Annotated in this window: 19 protein-coding genes; 12 read left to right on the plus strand and 7 right to left on the minus strand. The window is 53.6% G+C overall.

Features of this window, described 5'->3' with window-relative positions:
- Positions 1-164 precede the first annotated feature (164 nt).
- Positions 165-1,238 carry a patatin-like phospholipase family protein gene (locus QMN38_RS12655; protein ID WP_271441710.1) on the plus strand — a complete coding sequence of 358 codons (1,074 nt, stop codon included), beginning with the start codon at positions 165-167 and terminating at the stop codon, positions 1,236-1,238.
- Positions 1,235-2,011: a metal-dependent hydrolase gene (locus QMN38_RS12660; RefSeq protein WP_323605162.1), complete on the plus strand. Its 777-nt coding sequence runs from the start codon at positions 1,235-1,237 to the stop codon at positions 2,009-2,011. The genes QMN38_RS12655 and QMN38_RS12660 overlap by 4 nt, the downstream gene beginning before the upstream one ends.
- Before the next feature lie 108 nt (positions 2,012-2,119).
- Here QMN38_RS12660 and QMN38_RS12665 read toward each other — a convergent pair whose 3' ends face one another.
- Together QMN38_RS12665 and QMN38_RS12670 are read right to left on the minus strand one after the other, a co-directional pair.
- The gene (locus tag QMN38_RS12665; protein ID WP_271449388.1) at positions 2,120-2,983 is read right to left on the minus strand and encodes a YjjW family glycine radical enzyme activase; all 864 of its coding nucleotides are present in this window, start codon (positions 2,981-2,983) and stop codon (positions 2,120-2,122) included.
- Complete coding sequence (locus QMN38_RS12670; protein WP_323605163.1) at positions 2,955-4,505, minus strand: YjjI family glycine radical enzyme; 1,551 nt, start codon at positions 4,503-4,505, stop codon at positions 2,955-2,957. Before QMN38_RS12670 ends, QMN38_RS12665 begins: the two co-directional genes overlap by 29 nt.
- Positions 4,506-4,766: 261 nt before the next feature.
- On the opposite strand from QMN38_RS12670, the gene deoC reads away from it, so the two are divergent.
- From deoC to deoD, 4 genes are all read left to right on the plus strand, one after another.
- Positions 4,767-5,546: a deoxyribose-phosphate aldolase gene (gene deoC / locus QMN38_RS12675; protein ID WP_003019042.1), complete on the plus strand. Its 780-nt coding sequence runs from the start codon at positions 4,767-4,769 to the stop codon at positions 5,544-5,546.
- A 135-nt stretch (positions 5,547-5,681) separates the two neighbouring features.
- Positions 5,682-7,004, plus strand: a complete 1,323-nt coding sequence (deoA, locus tag QMN38_RS12680; protein ID WP_323605164.1) for a thymidine phosphorylase — start codon at positions 5,682-5,684, stop codon at positions 7,002-7,004.
- A 51-nt stretch (positions 7,005-7,055) separates the two neighbouring features.
- Positions 7,056-8,279: a phosphopentomutase gene (deoB, locus tag QMN38_RS12685; protein WP_042312511.1), complete on the plus strand. Its 1,224-nt coding sequence runs from the start codon at positions 7,056-7,058 to the stop codon at positions 8,277-8,279.
- A gap of 199 nt (positions 8,280-8,478) precedes the next feature.
- The gene (deoD, locus tag QMN38_RS12690) at positions 8,479-9,198 is read left to right on the plus strand and encodes a purine-nucleoside phosphorylase (protein ID WP_000224864.1); all 720 of its coding nucleotides are present in this window, start codon (positions 8,479-8,481) and stop codon (positions 9,196-9,198) included.
- A 99-nt stretch (positions 9,199-9,297) separates the two neighbouring features.
- Here the strand turns inward: deoD and lplA are convergent, their stop codons facing one another.
- Together lplA and QMN38_RS12700 are read right to left on the minus strand one after the other, a co-directional pair.
- Positions 9,298-10,314, minus strand: a complete 1,017-nt coding sequence (gene lplA, locus QMN38_RS12695) for a lipoate--protein ligase (protein ID WP_323605165.1) — start codon at positions 10,312-10,314, stop codon at positions 9,298-9,300.
- 21 nt (positions 10,315-10,335) lie between these two features.
- Entirely contained in the window at positions 10,336-10,977 is a 642-nt protein-coding gene (locus QMN38_RS12700) for a YtjB family periplasmic protein (RefSeq protein ID WP_137383800.1), read from the minus strand.
- 116 nt (positions 10,978-11,093) lie between these two features.
- Here QMN38_RS12700 and serB point away from each other — a divergent pair, with 116 nt between their 5' ends.
- The 3 genes from serB (at position 11,094) to nadR (ending at position 14,877) form a co-directional block, all read left to right on the plus strand.
- On the plus strand, positions 11,094-12,062 hold the full coding sequence (gene serB, locus QMN38_RS12705; RefSeq protein ID WP_323605166.1) for a phosphoserine phosphatase: 969 nt from the start codon (positions 11,094-11,096) through the stop codon (positions 12,060-12,062).
- Between the two features lie 59 nt (positions 12,063-12,121).
- Positions 12,122-13,504: a DNA repair protein RadA gene (gene radA, locus QMN38_RS12710; protein ID WP_271441704.1), complete on the plus strand. Its 1,383-nt coding sequence runs from the start codon at positions 12,122-12,124 to the stop codon at positions 13,502-13,504.
- 140 nt (positions 13,505-13,644) lie between these two features.
- Positions 13,645-14,877 carry a multifunctional transcriptional regulator/nicotinamide-nucleotide adenylyltransferase/ribosylnicotinamide kinase NadR gene (gene nadR / locus QMN38_RS12715; protein ID WP_271449385.1) on the plus strand — a complete coding sequence of 411 codons (1,233 nt, stop codon included), beginning with the start codon at positions 13,645-13,647 and terminating at the stop codon, positions 14,875-14,877.
- Between the two features lie 148 nt (positions 14,878-15,025).
- On the opposite strand, the gene ettA is transcribed toward nadR, so the two are convergent.
- Complete coding sequence (ettA, locus tag QMN38_RS12720) at positions 15,026-16,693, minus strand: energy-dependent translational throttle protein EttA (protein ID WP_005123940.1); 1,668 nt, start codon at positions 16,691-16,693, stop codon at positions 15,026-15,028.
- 323 nt (positions 16,694-17,016) lie between these two features.
- On the opposite strand from ettA, the gene sltY reads away from it, so the two are divergent.
- On the plus strand, positions 17,017-18,954 hold the full coding sequence (gene sltY, locus QMN38_RS12725) for a murein transglycosylase (RefSeq protein ID WP_323605167.1): 1,938 nt from the start codon (positions 17,017-17,019) through the stop codon (positions 18,952-18,954).
- A gap of 90 nt (positions 18,955-19,044) precedes the next feature.
- The gene (gene trpR, locus QMN38_RS12730; RefSeq protein ID WP_271441702.1) at positions 19,045-19,371 is read left to right on the plus strand and encodes a trp operon repressor; all 327 of its coding nucleotides are present in this window, start codon (positions 19,045-19,047) and stop codon (positions 19,369-19,371) included.
- Between the two features lie 100 nt (positions 19,372-19,471).
- Here the strand turns inward: trpR and yjjX are convergent, their stop codons facing one another.
- Complete coding sequence (yjjX, locus tag QMN38_RS12735; protein WP_271441701.1) at positions 19,472-19,987, minus strand: inosine/xanthosine triphosphatase; 516 nt, start codon at positions 19,985-19,987, stop codon at positions 19,472-19,474.
- A gap of 71 nt (positions 19,988-20,058) precedes the next feature.
- On the opposite strand from yjjX, the gene gpmB reads away from it, so the two are divergent.
- Positions 20,059-20,706, plus strand: a complete 648-nt coding sequence (gene gpmB / locus QMN38_RS12740) for a 2,3-diphosphoglycerate-dependent phosphoglycerate mutase GpmB (RefSeq protein ID WP_271441700.1) — start codon at positions 20,059-20,061, stop codon at positions 20,704-20,706.
- Here the strand turns inward: gpmB and robA are convergent.
- Entirely contained in the window at positions 20,703-21,572 is an 870-nt protein-coding gene (gene robA, locus QMN38_RS12745) for an MDR efflux pump AcrAB transcriptional activator RobA (protein ID WP_137383794.1), read from the minus strand. The genes gpmB and robA overlap by 4 nt on opposite strands.
- Between the last annotated feature and the right edge of the window lie 63 nt (positions 21,573-21,635).

Here is a 21,635-nt window from a genome sequence, read left to right on the forward strand (position 1 = left end):
CGGGACTCACGCACTTGCCGCCTTCCTGTAACTCGAATTATGTTGGGGATTAGCTGTAAAGAATAATTGCTACTATGCCAGTCCATTGGACTGGCTTTTACGGTTTTAGCGCCGGGCAATTTGCGTTACCTTGTTGCTCTATTACAAAAAACAGGAAGGCAGAGGTGGGGCAGAGAATACCCGTCACGCTCGGTAATATAGCGCCGTTATCGTTACGTCCATTTCAACCAGGCAGTATGGCGCTGGTGTGCGAAGGCGGGGGGCAACGGGGGATCTTTACTGCCGGCGTACTGGATGAGTTTATGCGTGCGCAATTTAATCCTTTCGATCTCTTCTATGGGACATCTGCTGGCGCGCAAAATCTGTCGGCCTATCTCTGTAACCAACCCGGCTACGGGCGCAAGGTGATCATGCGCTACACCACCCGACGTGAGTTTTTTGACCCGGTACGATTCGTACGCGGGGGGAATCTCATCGATCTCGACTGGCTGGTGGACTCCACCGCTGCGCAGATGCCGCTGGCGCTGGATAACGCGGAGCGCCTATTTGAGGCAGGTAAAGCGTTTTATATGTGCGCCTGCCGGGGCGATGACTACACGCCGGGCTATTTTTCGCCGAACCGGCACAATTGGCTGGATCTCATTCGTGCATCCAGTGCGATTCCGGGATTCTATCGTTCAGGGGTTGTGTTGGATGGTGTGAACTATCTGGATGGTGGAGTCAGTGACGCCATACCCGTTCAGGAGGCGGCGAAGCAAGGGGCGAAGACGTTGGTGGTGATCCGCACCGTGCCTTCGCAAATGTACTACACCCCACAATGGTTCAAACGTATGGAGCGTTGGCTGGGGGAGAGCAGTCTGCAGCCGCTGGTGAATCTGGTTCAACATCATGAAGCCAGCTACCGCGCTATTCAGCGCTTTATCGAAAAACCGCCGGGCAAGCTGCGTATTTTTGAGATCTACCCACCAAAACCACTCCATAGTATGGCACTGGGGAGCCGCATTCCGGCATTGCGTGAAGACTACAAAACCGGACGCCTGTGCGGGCGCTATTTTTTGGCAACGATTGGTAAACTGTTGGCGAAAAATGTGCCGTTGCCTCGTCAGACGCCGAAGATTGTGGTGCCCAGCCCGGTGGTGGTTCCACCTGCCCCCGTTGCCAACGACGCCCATGCATCCGTTGCGAGCAGTGCGCCCCAGGCCAATGATACGACGTTTAATAATGAGGATCTGGCGTGAGTCCCCGGTTCATCGATACGCATTGTCATTTTGATTTTCCCCCCTTTACCGGCGATGAGCCAGCCAGCCTCCAGCGTGCGGCTGACGTTGGTGTGCACCATATTATTGTTCCGGCAACGCAGGCGATGAACTTTTCACGCGTACTGGCGTTAGCGGAAAATTATCCTTCGTTGTATGCCGCGCTGGGTCTGCATCCCATTGTTATTGAAGATCACGATGATGACGGTCTGGACAGGTTGCAACAGGAATTGGAGCAACGATCGCAGAAGCTGGTGGCGGTCGGTGAGATCGGGCTGGATCTCTGGCGTGAAGATCCGCAGTTTGATAAGCAGGAAAGGGTGCTGGAAGCACAGCTTAAGCTGGCGAAGCGTTACGATCTTCCGGTGATCCTCCATTCGCGCCGTACCCATGACAAGCTGGCTATGCATCTTAAACGCCATGATCTCCCGCGAACCGGTGTGGTGCATGGCTTTTCCGGAAGCCTGCAACAGGCAACGCGTTTTGTACAACTGGGGTACAAGATAGGTGTCGGTGGGACCATCACCTATCCACGCGCCAGCAAAACGCGTGAGGTGATGGCGACGTTGCCACTGGAATCGCTGCTGTTGGAAACCGATGCGCCGGATATGCCGCTTAACGGTTTTCAGGGTCAGCCTAATCGTCCTGAGCAGGTGGTCAGAGTCTTTGAGACATTATGCGTACTGCGTCAAGAGCCTGCGGACGTGATAGCAGATGTGCTGTATCGCAATACGACGGCGTTGTTTAATGTGTGAGGTATCCTGCGCTCCGTAGGCCTGATAAGCGAAGTGCATCAGGCATATCTTTGCCGGATGGCGGCTGCGCCTTATCCAGCCTACACATGAAGTCGTTGCATTCGGTAATCACAGGTACAGCGCCGGGAAGATCACATTATCCACGCCACGATTGCGTAACGCATTTGCCAGTTGCTCCACATCTCCCGGTGTGGCACTCGGCCAGGATTGCGCTTCGCCATACACCCCATGCGCATGAAAGGCATTTAGCCGCACAGGCACGTTACCTAAGCGATGAATAAACGCAGACAGCGGGTCGATGTGTTGCAGATAGTCTACCTGACCGGGGATCACCAACAGGCGTAATTCCGTGAGTTTTCCCTGGTCAGCCAGAAAGATAATACTGTTTTTAATCAGAGTATTATCGCGCCCTGTCAGTTGCAGATGACATGCGCTATCCCAGGCTTTTAGATCGAGCATCGCACCGTCGCAAACCGGTAGCAGCTTTTGCCAGCCGGTTTCGCTTAGCATGCCGTTACTGTCGACCAGGCAGGTCAGGTGTTGCAACTGCGGATCGATTTTGATCGCACCAAATAGCGCAACAATAAACGGTAACTGTGTTGTCGCCTCACCACCGCTGACCGTCATTCCTTCAATAAACGGCGAGGCTTTACGAACATGCTGCAGCACCTCATCCACACTCATGGTCTGCGTCATCGGTGTGGCCTGCTGAGGACACATATGCAGGCAGGTGTCGCATTGCTGGCAAATATCAGATTGCCACCATACTTTTCCCGCGCTCAGACTCAACGCTTCATGCGGACAATGCAGCACACATTCCCCGCAATCGTTGCAGCGTCCCATCGTCCACGGATTGTGGCAATTTTTACAGCGCAGATTACATCCCTGCAGGAACAGGGCCAGGCGACTCCCCGGCCCGTCGACGCAGGAGAAGGGAATCAGCTTACTGACTAAAGCGCATCTGCTGTTCATGGCTGATCACTCGGGGTTGTCGTTCCAGAATACGCGTATTGCGCGCGGCTTCTTCACCCAACCAGGTGGTGTTGGTACGTGAACCTTCGGTACGATATTTTTCCAGATCCGACAGGCGCACCATGTAGCCGGTCACACGGACCAGATCGTTGCCGCTCACGTTGGCGGTAAATTCGCGCATACCGGCTTTAAACGCGCCGAGACAAAGCTGTACCAGCGCCTGCGGGTTACGTTTGATGGTTTCGTCCAGTGTGAGAATATCGCTGATCCCGGCGTGATAATACGCATGATGCGGCGCGACAGTTTGCAGATGGGTGATGGGATCGGGTTCATCACCATAAGGCAGGCGAGCGCCCGGCGTGGTGCCGATATCAGAACTGATACCCGACTGCGCATGCAGCATCGCGCGCTGCTTCCAGCCATATCTCACCGGCGTGTTGTTAACAAAGTCGGCGAGCTGGGCGCTAATACGATAACCAAGCTGATTAGCGTACTCATCTTTGCCGTAGCGAGCGTTCTCCCCCGCCTTATCGCACAGCAGGTTTACGGCTTCTGCCAGGCCATACATGCCAAACATAGGCACAAAACGTTCGGGATCGATCAACCCTTCCTGCACCAGGAAGCTATTCTCAAAGAAATGTGATTTCTCGTAGAGGAATTCACATCGTGAATTAATGATGGCGATTTGCTGTTGGCAGTAATGCGGTAGGGTACGCGTAAAGAAGTCATCGACAGAGGTACTGCGCTCTGCAATGGCTTTCAGATTGAGTCTGACCAGCGTACTTCCACCGCCCGCCAGTGGCAGTGAGTTGTAACAACTGACGACGCCATAGTGGTCTTTTGTGAAAATTTTATCATTTTCAGGGCCGTTAGAAATGTGCGGTTTACTGCATTCGCAAATATTTTGCGCGACGTTGAGCAGCAGATCGTCAGGTGTAATTTGCGGATCATAAATAAATGTCAGATTGGGCGAAACCTGCTTTAACTCTGCATCTGCGCGTAAAATTGCCCGCGTTACGGGCGTGTCGGCAGGACCAATATTGGCGTGCATAAACGCATCGGGCAGCGTTCTGTCGAGATAGCGCCAGAAACGTTTTATTCGAACATCGATCTCGTCTTGTGTTAGAATTCTAACATACGGTTGCAGCAACGCATCGAGTTGGCCGAGATACACCGGCATCGACGTCACTGACGGAACGTGGTGGTAAAGAATGGTGAGTAAGGATAATGCGTCATCGAGATCCTTTGCGCCTTCCAGTTCCAGCCATGATGAACCGTTGGCCAGAAAACGCGCGTAATCGGGTAATACGTAGCGCGGTTTGAACGGGGCATGACCTTCGTACATATCGCAGATAACCCCGTCATCCAGCGCCTGGCGTGCTTGTGCAGGCAGTTGCGGATACGGCAAAGCGTTTTCTGCCTCCAGTGCCAGAAAATGACGTTTTTGTTCAGGGCTGAGCACTGGACTGGTCACGATTTGTTGGCAGCGCTGTTGCAGCGCGAGTTCGCTTGACGTGGGCATCGTTGGTTCCTTTATGTACTGAAGGTTAAGCGCCATTGTAGGAAGCAACGCAGCGACAACCTTTGATCCGGATGCGCCTGATGTCACCGCATGCCGCCAGTAAAGGTCATTTATTTGAACTAGATCTCATTAGAGTAATGCAAATCTGTATGTGGTTTTCATTAACTGTGATGTATATCGAAGTGTGATTGCGAGCGGATGTTAGAATACTAACAAACTCGCAAGGTGAAATTTTATACGGCGATGCCGTTGGAGAATGTTATGACCGATTTAACAGCAAGCAGCCTGCGTGCACTGAAACTGATGGACCTGACCACCCTGAATGACGACGACACTAATGAGAAAGTGATCGCGCTGTGTCATCAGGCGAAGACCCCGGTTGGCAACACTGCTGCAATCTGCATCTATCCGCGTTTCATCCCTATTGCGCGTAAGACTCTGAAAGAGCAGGGCACACCGGACATCCGTATTGCCACCGTGACTAACTTCCCGCATGGCAACGACGATATCGAGATCGCGCTGGCAGAAACCCGCGCCGCGATTGCCTACGGTGCAGACGAAGTTGATGTGGTATTCCCGTATCGTGCACTGATCGCAGGCAATGAGCAGATTGGTTTTGATCTGGTTAAAGCCTGTAAAGACGCGTGCGCAGCAGCCAATGTGCTGCTGAAAGTGATCATCGAAACTGGTGAGCTGAAAGAAGAAGCACTGATTCGCAAAGCATCTGAAATCTCCATCAAAGCCGGTGCTGATTTCATCAAAACATCTACCGGTAAAGTACCGGTCAATGCGACGCCGGAAAGCGCACGCATCATGATGGAAGTGATCCGCGATATGGGTGTTTCTAAAACGGTTGGTTTCAAACCGGCTGGCGGCGTGCGTACTGCAGAAGATGCACAGCAGTTCCTGGCCATTGCCGACGAACTGTTTGGCGCTGACTGGGCCGATTCCCGTCATTACCGTTTTGGTGCATCCAGCCTGCTGGCTAGCCTGCTGAAAGCACTGGGTCACGGCGACGGTAAGAGCGCAAGCAGCTACTAAGCCTTATATTGCCGGAGCTGTAGCGACGTAGGCCGGATAAGGCGTAGCCGCCATCCGGCATTAAGACGACTGCCGGGTAGCGCGTTGCTTACCCGGCCTACAACGGCCTTCTACTCTTTTCCCCTGGGGGTTACCTTGTTTCTCGCACAAGAAATTATTCGTAAAAAACGTGATGGTCATGCGCTGAGTGATGAAGAAATTCGTTTCTTTATTAACGGTATTCGCGACAACACCATCTCTGAAGGGCAAATCGCCGCCCTGGCGATGACCATTTTCTTCCACGATATGACAATGCCTGAGCGTGTCTCGCTGACCATGGCAATGCGTGATTCAGGAACCGTGCTGGACTGGAAAAGTTTGCAGCTGAACGGCCCGATTGTGGATAAACACTCTACCGGCGGTGTAGGTGATGTGACGTCACTGATGTTAGGTCCGATGGTCGCAGCCTGCGGCGGCTTTATCCCGATGATCTCCGGGCGCGGTCTGGGGCATACCGGCGGTACGCTCGATAAACTGGAAGCGATCCCGGGATTTGATATCTTCCCGGACGATGTGCGTTTCCGTGAAATTATTAAAGACGTGGGTGTGGCGATTATTGGGCAAACCAGCTCACTCGCACCGGCGGACAAACGTTTTTATGCCACCCGCGATATCACCGCGACGGTGGATTCCATTCCACTCATCACGGGTTCCATTCTGGCTAAAAAGTTGGCGGAAGGACTGGATGCGCTGGTGATGGACGTCAAAGTAGGTAGTGGTGCCTTTATGCCGACCTACGAACTTTCTGAAGCCCTTGCCGAAGCGATTGTCGGCGTGGCAAACGGGGCGGGGGTTCGTACCACTGCGCTGTTAACGGATATGAATCAGGTGCTGGCCTCCAGTGCAGGTAACGCGGTTGAAGTCCGTGAAGCGGTGCAGTTCCTGACCGGTGAATATCGTAACCCACGCTTGTTCGACGTTACGATGGCGCTGTGCGTGGAGATGTTGATCTCCGGTAAACTGGCGAAAGATGACGCAGAAGCCCGCACGAAGTTGCAGGCCGTACTGGATAACGGTAAAGCGGCAGAAATTTTTGGCCGCATGGTTGCGGCGCAGAAAGGCCCAACCGACTTCGTGGAAAACTATGCGAAGTACCTGCCGACGGCAATGCTCAGCAAAGCGGTATATGCTGATACCGAAGGTTTTGTCAGCGCAATGGATACCCGTGCGCTGGGTATGGCGGTCGTTTCCATGGGCGGCGGTCGTCGTCAGGCCTCGGACACCATTGATTACAGCGTCGGTTTCACCGACATGGCGCGTCTGGGCGATAGTGTTGATGGTCAGCGTCCGCTGGCGGTAATCCACGCCAAAGACGAAGCCAGCTGGCAGGAAGCGGCGAAAGCGGTCAAAGCGGCAATCAGCCTTGACGACAAAGCGCCAGAAATTACACCGACAGTCTATCGTCGTATAACCGATTAACTGTATACTGATCTGATCGCTTTTTTGCGGCGCAGATGTATGGAGAACAAGATGAAACGTGCATTTATTATGGTGCTGGACTCCTTTGGTATTGGTGCGACTGAAGATGCGGATCGCTTTGGCGACGTAGGTTCAGACACTATGGGTCATATTGCAGAAGCCTGTGCGAAGGGCGAAGCTGACAATGGCCGCAAAGGCCCACTGAATCTGCCTAACCTGACTCGTCTGGGTCTGGTGAAAGCTCACGAAGGCTCGACGGGTAAAATTGCTGCGGGTATGGATGGCAACGCGGAAGTGATTGGTGCCTACGCCTGGGCGCATGAACTCTCTTCCGGCAAAGACACACCCTCTGGCCACTGGGAAATCGCGGGTGTTCCGGTTCTGTTTGACTGGGGGTATTTCTCCGATCATGAGAACAGCTTCCCACAAGAATTGCTGGATAAACTGGTTAAGCGTGCCAATCTGCCGGGCTACCTCGGTAACTGCCACTCTTCCGGTACCGTTATTCTGGACCAACTGGGTGAAGAGCATATGAAAACCGGCAAGCCGATTTTCTATACCTCCGCTGACTCCGTGTTCCAAATCGCCTGCCACGAAGAAACCTTTGGCCTGGATAAACTCTACGAGCTGTGTGAAATCGCTCGTGAAGAACTGACTGAAGGCGGCTACAACATTGGCCGTGTTATCGCGCGTCCGTTTATCGGTGACAAGGCCGGTAACTTCCAGCGTACCGGTAACCGTCACGACCTGGCTGTTGAGCCGCCAGCGCCGACGGTACTGCAGAAACTGGTCGATGAGAAAAAAGGCCATGTCGTGTCCGTGGGTAAGATTGCGGACATCTACGCGAACTGCGGTATCACTAAAAAAGTGAAAGCAACCGGTCTGGACGCGCTGTTCGACGCTACCATCAAAGAGATGAAAGAAGCGGGTGATGAGACGATTGTCTTCACTAACTTCGTGGACTTCGACTCTTCCTGGGGCCACCGTCGCGATATCGCTGGCTATGCTGCCGGTCTGGAGTTGTTTGACCGCCGTCTGCCAGAGTTGATGGAGCTGGTGGGTGAAGATGACATTCTGATCCTGACCGCTGACCACGGCTGTGACCCGAGCTGGACTGGCACTGACCATACCCGTGAACACATTCCGGTGCTGATTTACGGCCCGAAAGTGAAACCGGGTTCTTTAGGCCACCGTGAAACCTTCGCGGATATCGGTCAGACGCTGGCGAGCTACTTTGGTACGTCGCCAATGGACTACGGTAAAAACATGCTGTAATACCCGTTGTCTTTCGCGCTGTAGATGCGTTGACTTCATTCGCTCACCCCGGTCACATAGTTAATCTATGCTCCCGGGGATTCACGAATTCGTCGCCTTCCTACAACGCGAAATCCTTAGGGTATTTGAATAGGTTTTGTAGGCCTGATAAGGCGTAGCCGCCATCAGGCGATAACATCAAATTAAAAGGGAACTGAAGATGGCAACTCCACATATTAATGCAGAAATGGGTGATTTCGCTGACGTCGTATTGATGCCGGGCGACCCGCTGCGTGCGAAGCATATTGCTGAAACTTTCCTCGAAGATGTTCGTGAAGTAAACAACGTTCGCGGCATGTTAGGTTTCACCGGGACTTACAAAGGCCGTAAGATCTCTGTTATGGGTCACGGTATGGGTATCCCGTCCTGCTCCATCTACACCAAAGAGCTGATCACTGATTTCGGCGTGAAGAAAATCATTCGCGTAGGCTCCTGTGGCGCTGTGCGTATGGACGTCAAACTGCGTGACGTGGTTATCGGTATGGGTGCTTGCACTGACTCCAAAGTTAACCGTATCCGCTTTAAAGATCATGACTTTGCAGCTATCGCTGACTTCGACATGGTGCGTAACGCTGTTGATGCGGCAAAAGCGCTGGGCGTTGACGCGCGCGTGGGCAACCTGTTCTCCGCTGACCTGTTCTACTCTCCGGACGGTGAAATGTTCGACGTGATGGAAAAGTACGGCGTACTGGGCGTGGAAATGGAAGCGGCGGGTATCTATGGTGTTGCGGCTGAATTTGGTGCGAAAGCGCTGACCATCTGCACCGTGTCCGACCATATCCGTACTCACGAGCAGACCACTGCCGCTGAACGTCAGACGACCTTCAACGACATGATCAAAATCGCACTGGAATCCGTTCTGCTGGGCGATAAAGAGTAAGCGTTGTGATGCCCGGTGGCGCTGTGCTGACCGGGCCTGCCATTGTTCTCGTAGGCCGGATAAGGCGCAGCCGCCATCCGGCATTTTTCAGGCCAGTGCTTAACGCACCGCTCCGGCAATCCATGCCGACAGCTCGCGTAACTCTTTCTCCTGCTGTGGGAAATCAACCAGCAGCGCCTCGCACGCCTGTTGCAGCCTATCCGCCCGATACAAACACCCTTGCAGACGACCCGCCAGCGCTTCTAACGGCGCGGGATTGAGACTGTCGGTAAACACCTGTGTGCGCGTGATATGACCTTTTTCAACGTCGAAATGCAGCTCAACGCCACCCCAGGTGAAACGCTCGTCCAGCAGATGTGAAAACGCTGGAGCTTGACCAAAATTCCATTCCCAACTGCTCTGGCGGGCAAAGGTTTCGGCAAAATTCGGCAAATCCGGCGTTTTGTCAGGAGAGATAATTTCGGCATCTACGCGTTCGCCGTAGTGTTCAAAAAAGGCTTCTGTAACAGCCTTACACACCTGTTCGTGGGTGATGCCCGGTAACAACTCAGTCAAATTGGCAACTCGCGAGCGCACAGAGGTAATCCCTTTCGCGGCGAGTTTCTTTTTATCGGGGTTCAGGTAGTTGGCCAGTCGACTGAGATCGGCATTCAACAGCAGTGTTCCGTGGTGAAATCCACGATCCTTGGTTTCCCGATATGCGGAACCAGAGACTTTGCGGTCGCCCTCGGCGGTTTTAACCACCAGATCGTTACGCCCGGAGGCATCGGCGTTTACACCCAGTGAATTCAACGCATTCAATACGATAGCTGTGGAGATGGTTTTGTCATACTCCGGTTTGCCGGCCATAAAGGTAAAGCAGGTATTCCCGAGATCGTGAAATACCGCACCACCGCCACTGCTGCGACGTGCCAACCGCACGTTGTCCTCTTCCATTCGGCGGGTGTTACACTCTTTCCATGGGTTTTGCGCGCGGCCAATAACCACCGTATCGGCGTTACGCCATAAAAACAGGACGCGCTGCGTGGCGGGCATCTGGCGGAAAATGCACTCTTCAACGGCCAGGTTAAACCAGGGATCGTGAGAGTCAGAGATAAGCAGGCGTAGCGTGGTCATGGTCGATTTCCTTTCTTTGAATTACTCTTTTTTCTCGTTGTCTTCTTCCTGTACCGGTTTGTTCGCGGTCAGCAGGAAAGGGGATTGCTGCCAGCGGGTACGCTTGCCTTGCAATAATGTGCGAGTGAGGACTACGCCAATAGCCAGTGACAGGAGCAGCATCAGGCGTAAGATGTTGGTGGTGTTGTCTACCTGCTTCGCTTCGGTGGCAAGCGTGTGGGTGTCGAGTGTCAGGCGCAGATAACCCAGCGGACCGTTTCTCCCCTGAATGGGCTCAACGATTTGCTGATTAAAATAGCCCCCGGCCTTTTTGCCATCGAGCGCCAGCCGGTCACGGACATTGACGCTCTCACCGGTGCGGGTAATCAGATCGCCCTGTTCATCGTACACACCAGCATCCAGAATACGGCTACTCTCCGTTAACTGTGTGAGTACGGCTTTGATGCGTTTTTCATCCGGTGTTTCGGTACGCATCAGCGGCGCGACGTTTAAGGTGACCTGGCGGGCCAGTGTCCGGGCCAGTTCTTCCAACTGCGGATTACGTTGCTGCTGGTGGCTTTGACTAAACCAGGATGCACCCTGCATCAGGGCGACAAGCAACGCGAGACAGGACAATACAATCACTGCACGATGAAGTCGGAATTTCAGTTTTGCGCGAGCCATATTCCACCTGCTGAAAATTTGAGGCTTAATGTTGCCAGAAGCGCTGGTTACAGGGTAGCCTCATGCGTTATTTTCCCCTGGATGATTCCGACCCGAACGATTTTACAGGAGCTTTAATGCCTAACATTACCTGGTGCGATCTACCTGAAGATGTCTCTCTGTGGCCAGGTCTGCCCCTTTCTTTAAGCGGTGATGAAGTCATGCCGCTGGACTACCACGCGGGCCGCAGTGGCTGGCTGCTGTATGGTCGTGGGCTGGATAAACAGCGTTTAACGCAATACCAGAGCAAACTGGGGGCGGCGATGGTGATCGTAGCCGCCTGGTGCGTTGAGGATTATCAAGTGATTCGCCTCGCGGGGTCGTTAACACCGCGCGCGACAAAACTGGCGCATGACGCCAAGCTGGATGTTGCGCCATTAGGTAAAATCCCCCATCTGCGTACGCCAGGGCTACTGGTGATGGATATGGACTCTACGGCTATCCAGATCGAATGTATCGACGAAATCGCCAAACTGGCCGGAACGGGCGAAATGGTTGCGGAAGTGACCGAACGCGCGATGCGTGGTGAACTGGATTTTACCGCCAGTCTGCGCAGCCGGGTTGCCACCTTGAAAGGGGCCGATGCCAACATTCTGCAACAGGTGCGCGAAAACTTACCGCTGATGCCTGGCCTGACGCAACTGGTGTTGAAGCTGGAAACGCTCGGCTGGAAAGTGGCTATTGCCTCCGGTGGTTTTACCTTCTTTGCGGAATACCTGCGTGAAAAACTGCGACTGACTGCCGTTGTGGCGAATGAGCTGGAAATCATGGACGGTAAATTCACTGGCAATGTGATTGGCGATATCGTTGATGCGCAGTACAAAGCCAATACCCTGACACGCCTGGCGCAAGAGTATGAAATCCCGATGGTGCAGACGGTGGCGATCGGGGATGGTGCCAACGATCTGCCGATGATCAAAACGGCAGGTCTGGGGATCGCCTACCATGCAAAACCGAAAGTGAATGAAAAGACGGAGATCACTATCCGTCACGCTGATCTGATGGGCGTGTTCTGCATTCTCTCCGGCAGCATGAACCAGAAATAATTTTGATGTCGGATGACGGCTGCGCCATCCGACAAAAGCATTAACAAAAGAGGTTAAACGTGGCAAAAGCTCCAAAACGCGCCTTTGTTTGTAATGAATGTGGGGCCGATTACCCGCGCTGGCAGGGTCAATGTAGCGCTTGTCAGGCCTGGAACACCATTACCGAGGTACGTCTTGCGGCGTCGCCTACGGTGGCGCGTAACGAGCGGCTCAGCGGCTATGCCGGGAATGCGGGTGTCGCAAAGGTGCAGAAGCTGTCTGATATTAGCCTCGAGGAGTTGCCGCGTTTTTCTACCGGTTTTAAAGAATTCGATCGCGTACTGGGTGGCGGTGTGGTGCCGGGTAGCGCCATTCTGATTGGCGGTAACCCCGGAGCAGGGAAGTCGACGCTGCTGCTACAAACGTTGTGCAAACTTGCCGAGCAGATGAAAACCTTGTACGTCACAGGGGAAGAATCTTTGCAGCAGGTTGCGATGCGCGCACACCGACTGGGTCTTCCGACGGCGAATCTGAATATGCTGTCGGAAACCAGCATTGAGCAAATTTGCCTGATTGCAGAAGAAGAACAGCCGAGGCTGATGGTTATCGACTCCATTCAGGTGATGCATATGGCGGATATTCAGTCTTCGCCAGGCAGTGTGGCGCAGGTACGGGAAACCGCCGCTTACCTGACGCGCTTTGCTAAAACGCGTGGTGTGGCGATTGTTATGGTCGGCCATGTCACCAAAGACGGGTCGCTGGCCGGGCCAAAGGTGTTGGAGCACTGTATTGACTGCTCGGTGCTGCTCGACGGTGATGCCGACTCCCGTTTTCGTACCCTGCGTAGCCATAAGAACCGTTTTGGTGCGGTGAATGAGCTGGGTGTCTTCGCGATGACCGAACAGGGACTGCGCGAAGTCAGTAACCCTTCTGCTATCTTTTTAAGTCGCGGTGATGAAGTTACCTCCGGCAGCTCAGTAATGGTGGTCTGGGAAGGGACACGTCCATTACTGGTGGAGATCCAGGCATTGGTCGATCACTCCATGATGTCGAATCCGCGTCGCGTGGCGGTTGGACTGGAACAAAACCGTCTGGCGATTCTGCTGGCAGTACTGCACCGTCACGGTGGTTTGCAGATGGCGGATCAGGACGTGTTCGTCAATGTGGTGGGTGGCGTAAAAGTCACTGAAACCAGTGCCGATCTGGCGCTGCTGCTGGCGATGGTTTCCAGCTTACGCGACAGACCGCTACCGCAGGATTTAGTCGTCTTTGGTGAAGTGGGGCTGGCAGGCGAAATCCGCCCGGTGCCCAGCGGTCAGGAACGTATTTCGGAAGCGGCGAAGCACGGCTTCCGCCGGGCGATTGTGCCTGCCGCCAACGTACCGAAAAAAGTACCGGAAGGAATGCAGGTTTTTGGCGTGAAAAAGCTTGCAGATGCGCTAAGCGTGTTTGACGACTTATAATCCTCTGTATGCAGTGATGTTGTATAATTTGCCGGATGGTGACGCAATGCGTCTTATCCGGCCTACGGATTGATGTTGTAGGCCTGATAAGCGAAGCGCCATCAGGCAGTGTTACGCGATTTTTCCAGCAGGAGGCTCTTGTGTCATCGTTCGACTATCTCAAAACCGCCATAAAGCAAAAGGGCTGTACCCTGCAACAGGTGGCGGATGCCAGTGGCATGACCAAGGGATATTTAAGCCAACTGCTGAATGCCAAAATCAAAAGCCCCAGCGCGCAAAAACTGGAGGCGCTGCACCGTTTTTTGGGGCTTGAGTTTCCCCGTCAGCAGAAAAACATCGGTGTGGTATTTGGCAAGTTTTATCCGCTGCATACCGGTCATATCTATCTTATTCAGCGCGCCTGTAGTCAGGTAGATGAACTGCATATCATCATGGGCTATGACGATACGCGCGACCGCAGTCTGTTTGAAGACAGTGCCATGTCACAACAGCCAACGGTTTCTGACCGTCTGCGCTGGCTGTTGCAGACCTTCAAATATCAGAAAAACATCCGTATCCATGCCTTCAATGAGGAAGGCATGGAGCCTTATCCGCACGGTTGGGATGTCTGGAGCAATGGCATCAAAACGTTTATGCAGGAGAAGGGGATTCAGCCTAACTGGATTTACACCTCTGAAGAATCTGATGCCCCGCAATATCTTGAACATCTGGGCATTGAAACGGTACTGGTTGATCCCAAACGGACATTTATGAGCATCAGCGGCGGGCAAATTCGAGAAAACCCATTCCGCTACTGGGAATATATCCCGACTGAAGTGAAACCGTTTTTCGTGCGCACCGTGGCGATCCTCGGTGGAGAGTCGAGCGGCAAATCGACGCTGGTGAATAAGCTTGCCAATATCTTCAACACCACCAGTGCGTGGGAATATGGCCGTGATTACGTCTTTTCCCATTTGGGGGGCGACGAGATGGCGTTGCAATACTCGGACTACGACAAGATTGCGCTGGGACAGGCACAGTACATTGATTTCGCAGTGAAATATGCCAATAAAGTGGCATTTATCGACACTGACTTTGTGACCACTCAGGCATTCTGTAAAAAGTACGAAGGGCGTGAGCATCCGTTTGTGCAGGCATTGATTGACGAATACCGCTTTGACCTGGTGATCCTGCTGGAAAACAATACTCCGTGGGTGGCGGATGGATTACGCAGCCTTGGGAGTTCGGTTGACCGTAAGGCATTTCAGTCTCTGCTAGTGGAGATGCTACAGGAAAACAATATCGATTTTGTCCACGTGGAAGAGCCTGACTATGATGGCCGGTTCCTGCGCTGCGTGGAGCTGGTGAAAGAACTGATGGGTGAGCAGAGGTAGGTTTTAATGCCGGATGCGCTGCGCTTATCCGGCCTACAAGTCGCACTAACCTCATTGGCAGGATGACCTGCGCGTATTCGGCTTACAAATCGTACTAATCTCGTAGGCCGGATAAGGCGGAACGCCGCCATCCGGCGCTTAACGGTAATTACTTAGAAATACGCTTGTACTTAATACGCTTCGGCTCCAGCGCATCAGCGCCCAGCGTGCGTTTTTTGTACTCTTCGTATTCGGTAAAGTTACCTTCAAAGAACTCGACTTTACCTTCATCCTGGTAATCCAGAATGTGGGTGGCGATACGGTCAAGGAACCAACGGTCGTGCGAGATAACCATCGCACAGCCTGGGAATTCCAGCAGGGCGTTTTCCAGCGCGCGCAGGGTTTCGATATCCAGGTCGTTTGTCGGTTCATCGAGCAGCAACATATTACCGCCAACCTGCAGCAGTTTCGCCAGGTGCAGACGACCACGCTCACCGCCGGACAGTTCGCCTACGCGTTTACCCTGATCAACACCTTTAAAGTTGAAGCGGCCTACGTAGGCACGGCTTGGCATTTCGGTGTTGCCGATACGCATAATATCCAGCCCGCCGGAGACTTCTTCCCACACGGTTTTGCTGTTGTCCATGGCATCACGGAACTGGTCAACAGACGCCAGCTTCACGGTTTCACCCAGTTCAATGGTGCCGCTGTCAGGCTGTTCCTGACCGGACATCATACGGAACAGGGTCGATTTACCCGCGCCGTTCGGACCGATGATGCCGACGATAGCCCCTTTCGGTACAGAGAAGCTCAGATCGTCGATCAGCACGCGATCGCCGTAGGATTTACGCAGATTAGTGACTTCAACGACTTTATCGCCCAGACGTGGTCCAGGTGGGATAAACAGTTCGTTGGTTTCGTTACGTTTCTGGTATTCGGTATTGTTGAGTTCTTCAAAGCGTGCCAGACGGGCTTTGCCCTTAGACTGACGGCCTTTAGCACCCTGACGTACCCACTCCAGCTCTTTCTCAATGGATTTACGACGCGCAGCTTCCTGAGAGGCTTCCTGAGCCAGACGCTGATCTTTTTGTTCCAGCCATGAGGAGTAGTTACCTTCCCACGGAATACCTTCACCACGGTCAAGCTCCAGAATCCATCCGGCAACATTATCAAGGAAGTAACGGTCGTGGGTAATCGCCACAACGGTCCCTTCAAAGTCGTGCAGGAAGCGTTCCAGCCACGCGACGGATTCGGCATCCAGGTGGTTCGTCGGTTCGTCGAGCAGCAGCATGTCTGGTTTTTCCAGCAGCAGGCGGCACAGTGCGACGCGGCGACGTTCACCACCGGAGAGCTTCTCAATTTTGGCATCCCAGTCCGGCAGACGCAGGGCATCGGCGGCACGTTCGAGCTGCACATTCAGATTATGACCGTCATGCGCCTGAATAATCTCTTCAAACTTGCCCTGTTGCGCAGCAAGTTTATCGAAATCTGCGTCTGGCTCTGCGTATTTCGCATACACTTCATCCAGGCCTTTCAGTGCGTTAACCACTTCGGCAACCGCTTCTTCAACGGATTCTCGAACAGTGTGTTCCGGGTTCAGCTTCGGTTCCTGTGGCAGGTAACCGATCTTGATACCCGGCTGCGGACGTGCTTCACCTTCGATATCGGTATCAATGCCGGCCATGATACGCAGCAGGGTAGATTTACCCGCACCGTTCAGACCGAGCACCCCGATTTTTGCGCCTGGGAAGAAGCTCAGAGAGATGTTTTTAAGAATATGACGTTTCGGCGGAACGACTTTGCCGACACGATGCATGGTATAAACGAATTGGGCCACGTTGGACTCGCCTCTATGTTTATCCCGTCATACTTCAAGCCGCAGATGCGTTGGCTGTGTGCGTTCACCCCAGTCACGTACTTTTGTACGCTCAGGGGATTCACTCCCTCGCTGCAACTTGAATTATTTAGGGCTAATTATTGGTAAATAGTTATCAAAGGCGAAGTGTAGCCTTTTTCATTGCCCAATCCCAGCCAGCAGATCTCACTCGCAACAAAAGTAAAAAAGTGTCCGTGACGTGGCACATTCTGCAATGTCTGGTTAGCATGAACTAATTAAGCGGCATGATGCTGCACAGACGTAAACGACAAGAGGAAGAGCTTGTGGACAAAGCCAAACAATTTACCTGGCGCCTGCTGGCTGCCAGCGTATGTCTGCTGACGGTCAGTCAAGTGGCGCGAGCCGATTCCCTGGATGAGCAGCGCAATCGCTATGCGCAAATTAAGCAGGCCTGGGATAACCGACAAATGGACGTCGTAGAGCAGATGATGCCCGGCCTGAAGAACTATCCTCTGTACCCCTATCTGGAATATCGCCAGATCACTGACGACTTGATGAATCAGCCTACCATCACCGTAACGAACTTTGTGCGCGCTAACCCGACGCTCCCACCGGCACGTACTCTGCAATCGCGTTTTGTGAACGAACTGGCGCGTCGGGAAGACTGGCGCGGGCTGCTGGCATTTAGCCCGGATAAGCCTGGCACTACTGAGGCGCAATGTAACTACTACTATGCGAAATGGAGCACCGGGCAAATCGAAGAGGCCTGGCAGGGCGCAAAAGAGTTGTGGTTAACCGGCAAAAGCCAGCCGAATGCGTGTGACAAATTATTCGGCGTATGGCGCGCTTCCGGCACTCAGGACCCGCTGGCGTATCTGGAACGTATCCGTCTGGCGATGAAGGCGGGGAATACCGGACTGGTGACTGCGCTGGCCGGACAGATGCCAGCACAGTATCAGACAATCGCGCAGGCAATCATCGCGCTGGCGAACGATCCTAATTCGGTGATGACCTTTGCGCGCACAACCGGTGCAACAGATTTTACGCGGCAGATGGCGGCGGTGGCTTTTGCCAGCGTAGCCCGTCAGGATGCGGAAAATGCGCGTTTGATGATCCCTTCCCTGGTGCAGGCGCAGCAGTTGAATGACGAGCAAACCCAGGAACTGCGCGACATTGTCGCCTGGCGTCTGATGGGCAATGACGTCACCGACGAGCAGGCCAAATGGCGTGATGACGCGATTATGCGCTCCAATTCCACCTCGCTTGTGGAGCGCCGCGTGCGTATGGCGCTGGGGACCGGGGACCGTCGCGGGCTGAACACCTGGCTGGCCCGCCTGCCGATGGAGGCGAAAGAAAAAGATGAGTGGCGCTACTGGCAGGCGGATCTGCTGCTGGAGCGGGGACGCAATGATGAAGCGAAAGAGATCCTGCATCAGCTCATGCAGCAGCGCGGTTTCTACCCGATGGTGGCCGCGCAAAGGCTGGGAGAAGAGTACGCGTTGAAAGTGGATAAAGCGCCAGCGAATGTTGACTCTGCCCTGACTCAGGGGCCGGAAATGGCGCGTGTTCGTGAACTGATGTACTGGAACCTGGACAATACCGCACGCAGTGAGTGGGCGAACCTGGTCACCAGCCGCGCCAAGTCTGAGCAGGCACAATTGGCGCGTTATGCGTTTAATAACCACTGGTGGGATCTGAGCGTTCAGGCCACGATCGCCGGTAAGCTTTGGGATCATCTGGAAGAGCGTTTCCCGCTGGCTTACCAGGATCTGTTTACCCGCTATACCCGCGGAAAAGATATTCCACAGAGTTATGCGATGGCCATTGCACGTCAGGAAAGCGCCTGGAACCCGAAAGTAAAATCGCCGGTAGGTGCCAGTGGGCTGATGCAGATTATGCCGGGCACGGCGACGCATACGGTGAAAATGTTCTCGATTCCAGGTTACAGCAACCCAAATCAGTTGTTAGATCCTGATACCAATATCAACATCGGTACTAGCTATTTGCAGTACGTGTACCAGCAATTTGGCAACAACCGTATCTTTGCTTCTGCGGCGTATAACGCCGGCCCGGGACGCGTTCGTACCTGGCTTGGCAATAGCGCAGGTCGTATTGATGCCGTGGCGTTTGTCGAAAGTATTCCGTTCTCGGAAACGCGAGGATATGTGAAGAACGTGCTGGCATACGATGCTTACTACCGTTATTTCCTCGGGGATAAACCGACGTTGATGAGCGACGCAGAATGGCAACGTCGTTACTGATCGCGTTGAGTGTGTTATGCTATCGTACTCGTTAAAGAGTACAAAAGGGGGAAGCAAGCACGCTTCCCCCCGCAACGATGGCGACATTTTATGACCCAGCAATCACCCTATTCAGCAGCGATGGCAGAACAGCGTCACCAGGAGTGGTTACGTTTTGTCGACCTGCTTAAACAGGCTTACGAGCAAGATTTACATCAGCCACTGCTCAATTTGATGTTAACGCCGGATGAGCGCGAAGCGCTGGGAACGCGCGTGCGCATCATTGAAGAGTTGTTGCGTGGTGAGATGAGCCAGCGCGAGCTAAAAAACGAACTTGGGGCCGGGATTGCCACCATTACGCGTGGTTCCAACAGTCTCAAGTCGGCACCCGTAGAGTTACGCCAGTGGCTGGAGCAGGTGTTGCTCAAAAACGGCTGATTCGTCGTAGGCCGGATAAGGCGAAGCCGCCATCCGGCAACATTGCAGCGAAATACCTGATGGCGCTGTGCGTATCAGGCCTACAACATAGCGCAAATAATTACCGATACACTGCGTTATGAAATGGGCTTAACGCCAGAATCACTGCCTGGTGATAGACGCTCGAACGCGTCAGTTTGCCCGCGGTAAAGACGCCAATTGCGCCCTCTTTACGGCCAATCTCATCAATACCCGTGTAATCCGACATCACCGGACCAAGCGCTTCACCAAGGCGTACTCTGTCGAGAATGACGGCAGGCAATGGCAGCGTAGCAGAACGGGCTTCGCCACGCTGGATACCGTTATCAATTACCACCCAACTGAAGGTGGCGTCATCGTCAATTCCCGCTTCAATAGCGACCCAGAAATCAGCCTGCGGGTGCAGGCGGCGCGCGTTATCAACGCGATTTCGTGCGCCAGTGCGCGTTTCCTGGTTTCCAAAAGGCTGTTCCGGCACGCCACTCTCGACGGCGATGGGTTCAATATGGCAGGATCCTTCCCCGAAAATCTCTTCAAATGCCCGCAGAATTGCCTGAATTTTGGCAGGATTGGTGGTCGCAGAGATAACCTTGTGCATAATTAAGCTCAGTTTGAAAATTCATCGCAGAGTCTACTCAAAGTACGACGAGTATATAACGGAAAAAAAGCATGTTACAGGTATACCTTGTTCGCCATGGTGAAACGCAGTGGAACGCCGAGCGACGTATTCAAGGCCAGTCAGACAGTCCACTGACCGCTAAAGGTGAGCAGCAAGCCATGCAGGTTGGTGAACGCGCCCGCTCGTTTGGCATTACGCACGTTATCAGTAGCGATTTAGGTCGTACACGACGCACTGCAGAAATTATCGCTCAGGCGTGTGGCTGTGAGATCACTTATGATGCGCGCCTGCGTGAACTCAATATGGGCGTGCTGGAAAAACGCCATATCGATACACTGACCCCGGAAGAAGAGGGCTGGCGTCGTCAGTTGGTGAACGGTACGGTGGATGGTCGTATTCCGGAAGGGGAATCGATGCAGGAACTGAGCGATCGTGTCAACGCGGCGCTGGCATCCTGCCTGGAACTGCCGCCGGGGAGTCGTCCATTGCTGGTGAGTCATGGTATTGCGCTGGGCTGCCTGGTAAGTACTATTCTGGGATTACCTGCATGGGCTGAGCGTCGTTTGCGTCTGCGCAACTGCTCTATTTCTCGTGTCGATTACCAGGAAAGTTTATGGCTGGCGCCGGGCTGGGTAGTTGAAACGGCAGGGGACATCTCGCATCTGGATGCCCCTGCGTTGGATGAACTACAGCGTTAACGGCGGATAGGAATCAGGAATTCGCAGCGCAGGTTAATAGGGCGATCTCCCGCTTTGGCATCTTCTGCCGGGTAGTATCGCTCTATATCCTGCCCTTTACGGCGAGTCAGGTTCAGCATTGGCATGCAGGTGCCGTACACCGTCAGGATAAACTCCTGCACGCCCGTCCCCAGACCCTCATAGGTAAACATCACATACTCGCCGCCCTGTAACAGGATGGGTTGCGCCGACTGCACGTATCCGTTGGCCTGCTCTGGTGTGAGCGCGGTGGTATAAAACACTTCCTGTTCGTCATCTTTCTCAATGCTGGGACGCGTTTCGTTGAGTCCGTACAGAACCTGCGGGATCGCAGGAGCCTGAGCAAGGAAGTCGCGCCAGAACTGGATTCGCATTTCATGACGGAAATCTGAAATCTGCTCAAGCGAGCAGGAATAACTCTGCGTGGTACCCAGCAGTGGTGTATCTTCCAGCGTGACGAATTCATGCGCTGGCATGGCAAATTCCCCGAGGCGCATCGGAGGGCGAATACCGAAAGCGCTCCATTCCGGTGAACGACGATACAGCGCAGGCGTCTGGGAAAATTGCTTTTTGAACGCGCGGGTAAACGTCTGTTGGGAATCGAAGCGATACTGCAGGGCGATGTCCAGTATTGGACGCGCAGTCAGGCGTAGCGCCACTGCGGACTTCGATAAACGACGAGCACGGATATAGGCGCCAATAGCGTGGCCCGTCACGTCCTTGAACATTCTCTGCAGATGCCACTTGGAATAGCCTGCTTTTGCCGCCACATTGTCAAGCGACAAAGGCTGATCCAGATGGCCTTCCAGCCAGATTAAGAGGTCGCGAATAATGCCAGCCTGATCCATAAAATATCCTCATCCTTTCAACAACGAGTACCTGACGTCAGGTATGAGGATAATAGCATTTTT

The sequence above is a fragment of the Citrobacter sp. R-1.5.2 genome (assembly GCF_035064245.1).
GTDB lineage: Bacteria > Pseudomonadota > Gammaproteobacteria > Enterobacterales > Enterobacteriaceae > Citrobacter.

Bases quoted from the DNA above. Each gene is read 5' to 3' on its own strand.
- deoD (WP_000224864.1), top strand. From the start codon at position 8,479: ATGGCAACTCCACATATTAATGCAGAAATGGGTGATTTCGCTGACGTC.
- deoC (WP_003019042.1), top strand. From the start codon at position 4,767: ATGACCGATTTAACAGCAAGCAGCCTGCGTGCACTGAAACTGATGGAC.
- QMN38_RS12665 (WP_271449388.1), bottom strand. From the start codon at position 2,983: ATGAACAGCAGATGCGCTTTAGTCAGTAAGCTGATTCCCTTCTCCTGC.
- robA (WP_137383794.1), bottom strand. From the start codon at position 21,572: ATGGATCAGGCTGGCATTATTCGCGACCTCTTAATCTGGCTGGAAGGC.
- QMN38_RS12700 (WP_137383800.1), bottom strand. From the start codon at position 10,977: ATGGCTCGCGCAAAACTGAAATTCCGACTTCATCGTGCAGTGATTGTA.
- yjjX (WP_271441701.1), bottom strand. From the start codon at position 19,987: ATGCACAAGGTTATCTCTGCGACCACCAATCCTGCCAAAATTCAGGCA.
- gpmB (WP_271441700.1), top strand. From the start codon at position 20,059: ATGTTACAGGTATACCTTGTTCGCCATGGTGAAACGCAGTGGAACGCC.
- deoB (WP_042312511.1), top strand. From the start codon at position 7,056: ATGAAACGTGCATTTATTATGGTGCTGGACTCCTTTGGTATTGGTGCG.
- QMN38_RS12670 (WP_323605163.1), bottom strand. From the start codon at position 4,505: ATGCCCACGTCAAGCGAACTCGCGCTGCAACAGCGCTGCCAACAAATC.
- serB (WP_323605166.1), top strand. From the start codon at position 11,094: ATGCCTAACATTACCTGGTGCGATCTACCTGAAGATGTCTCTCTGTGG.
- trpR (WP_271441702.1), top strand. From the start codon at position 19,045: ATGACCCAGCAATCACCCTATTCAGCAGCGATGGCAGAACAGCGTCAC.
- lplA (WP_323605165.1), bottom strand. From the start codon at position 10,314: ATGACCACGCTACGCCTGCTTATCTCTGACTCTCACGATCCCTGGTTT.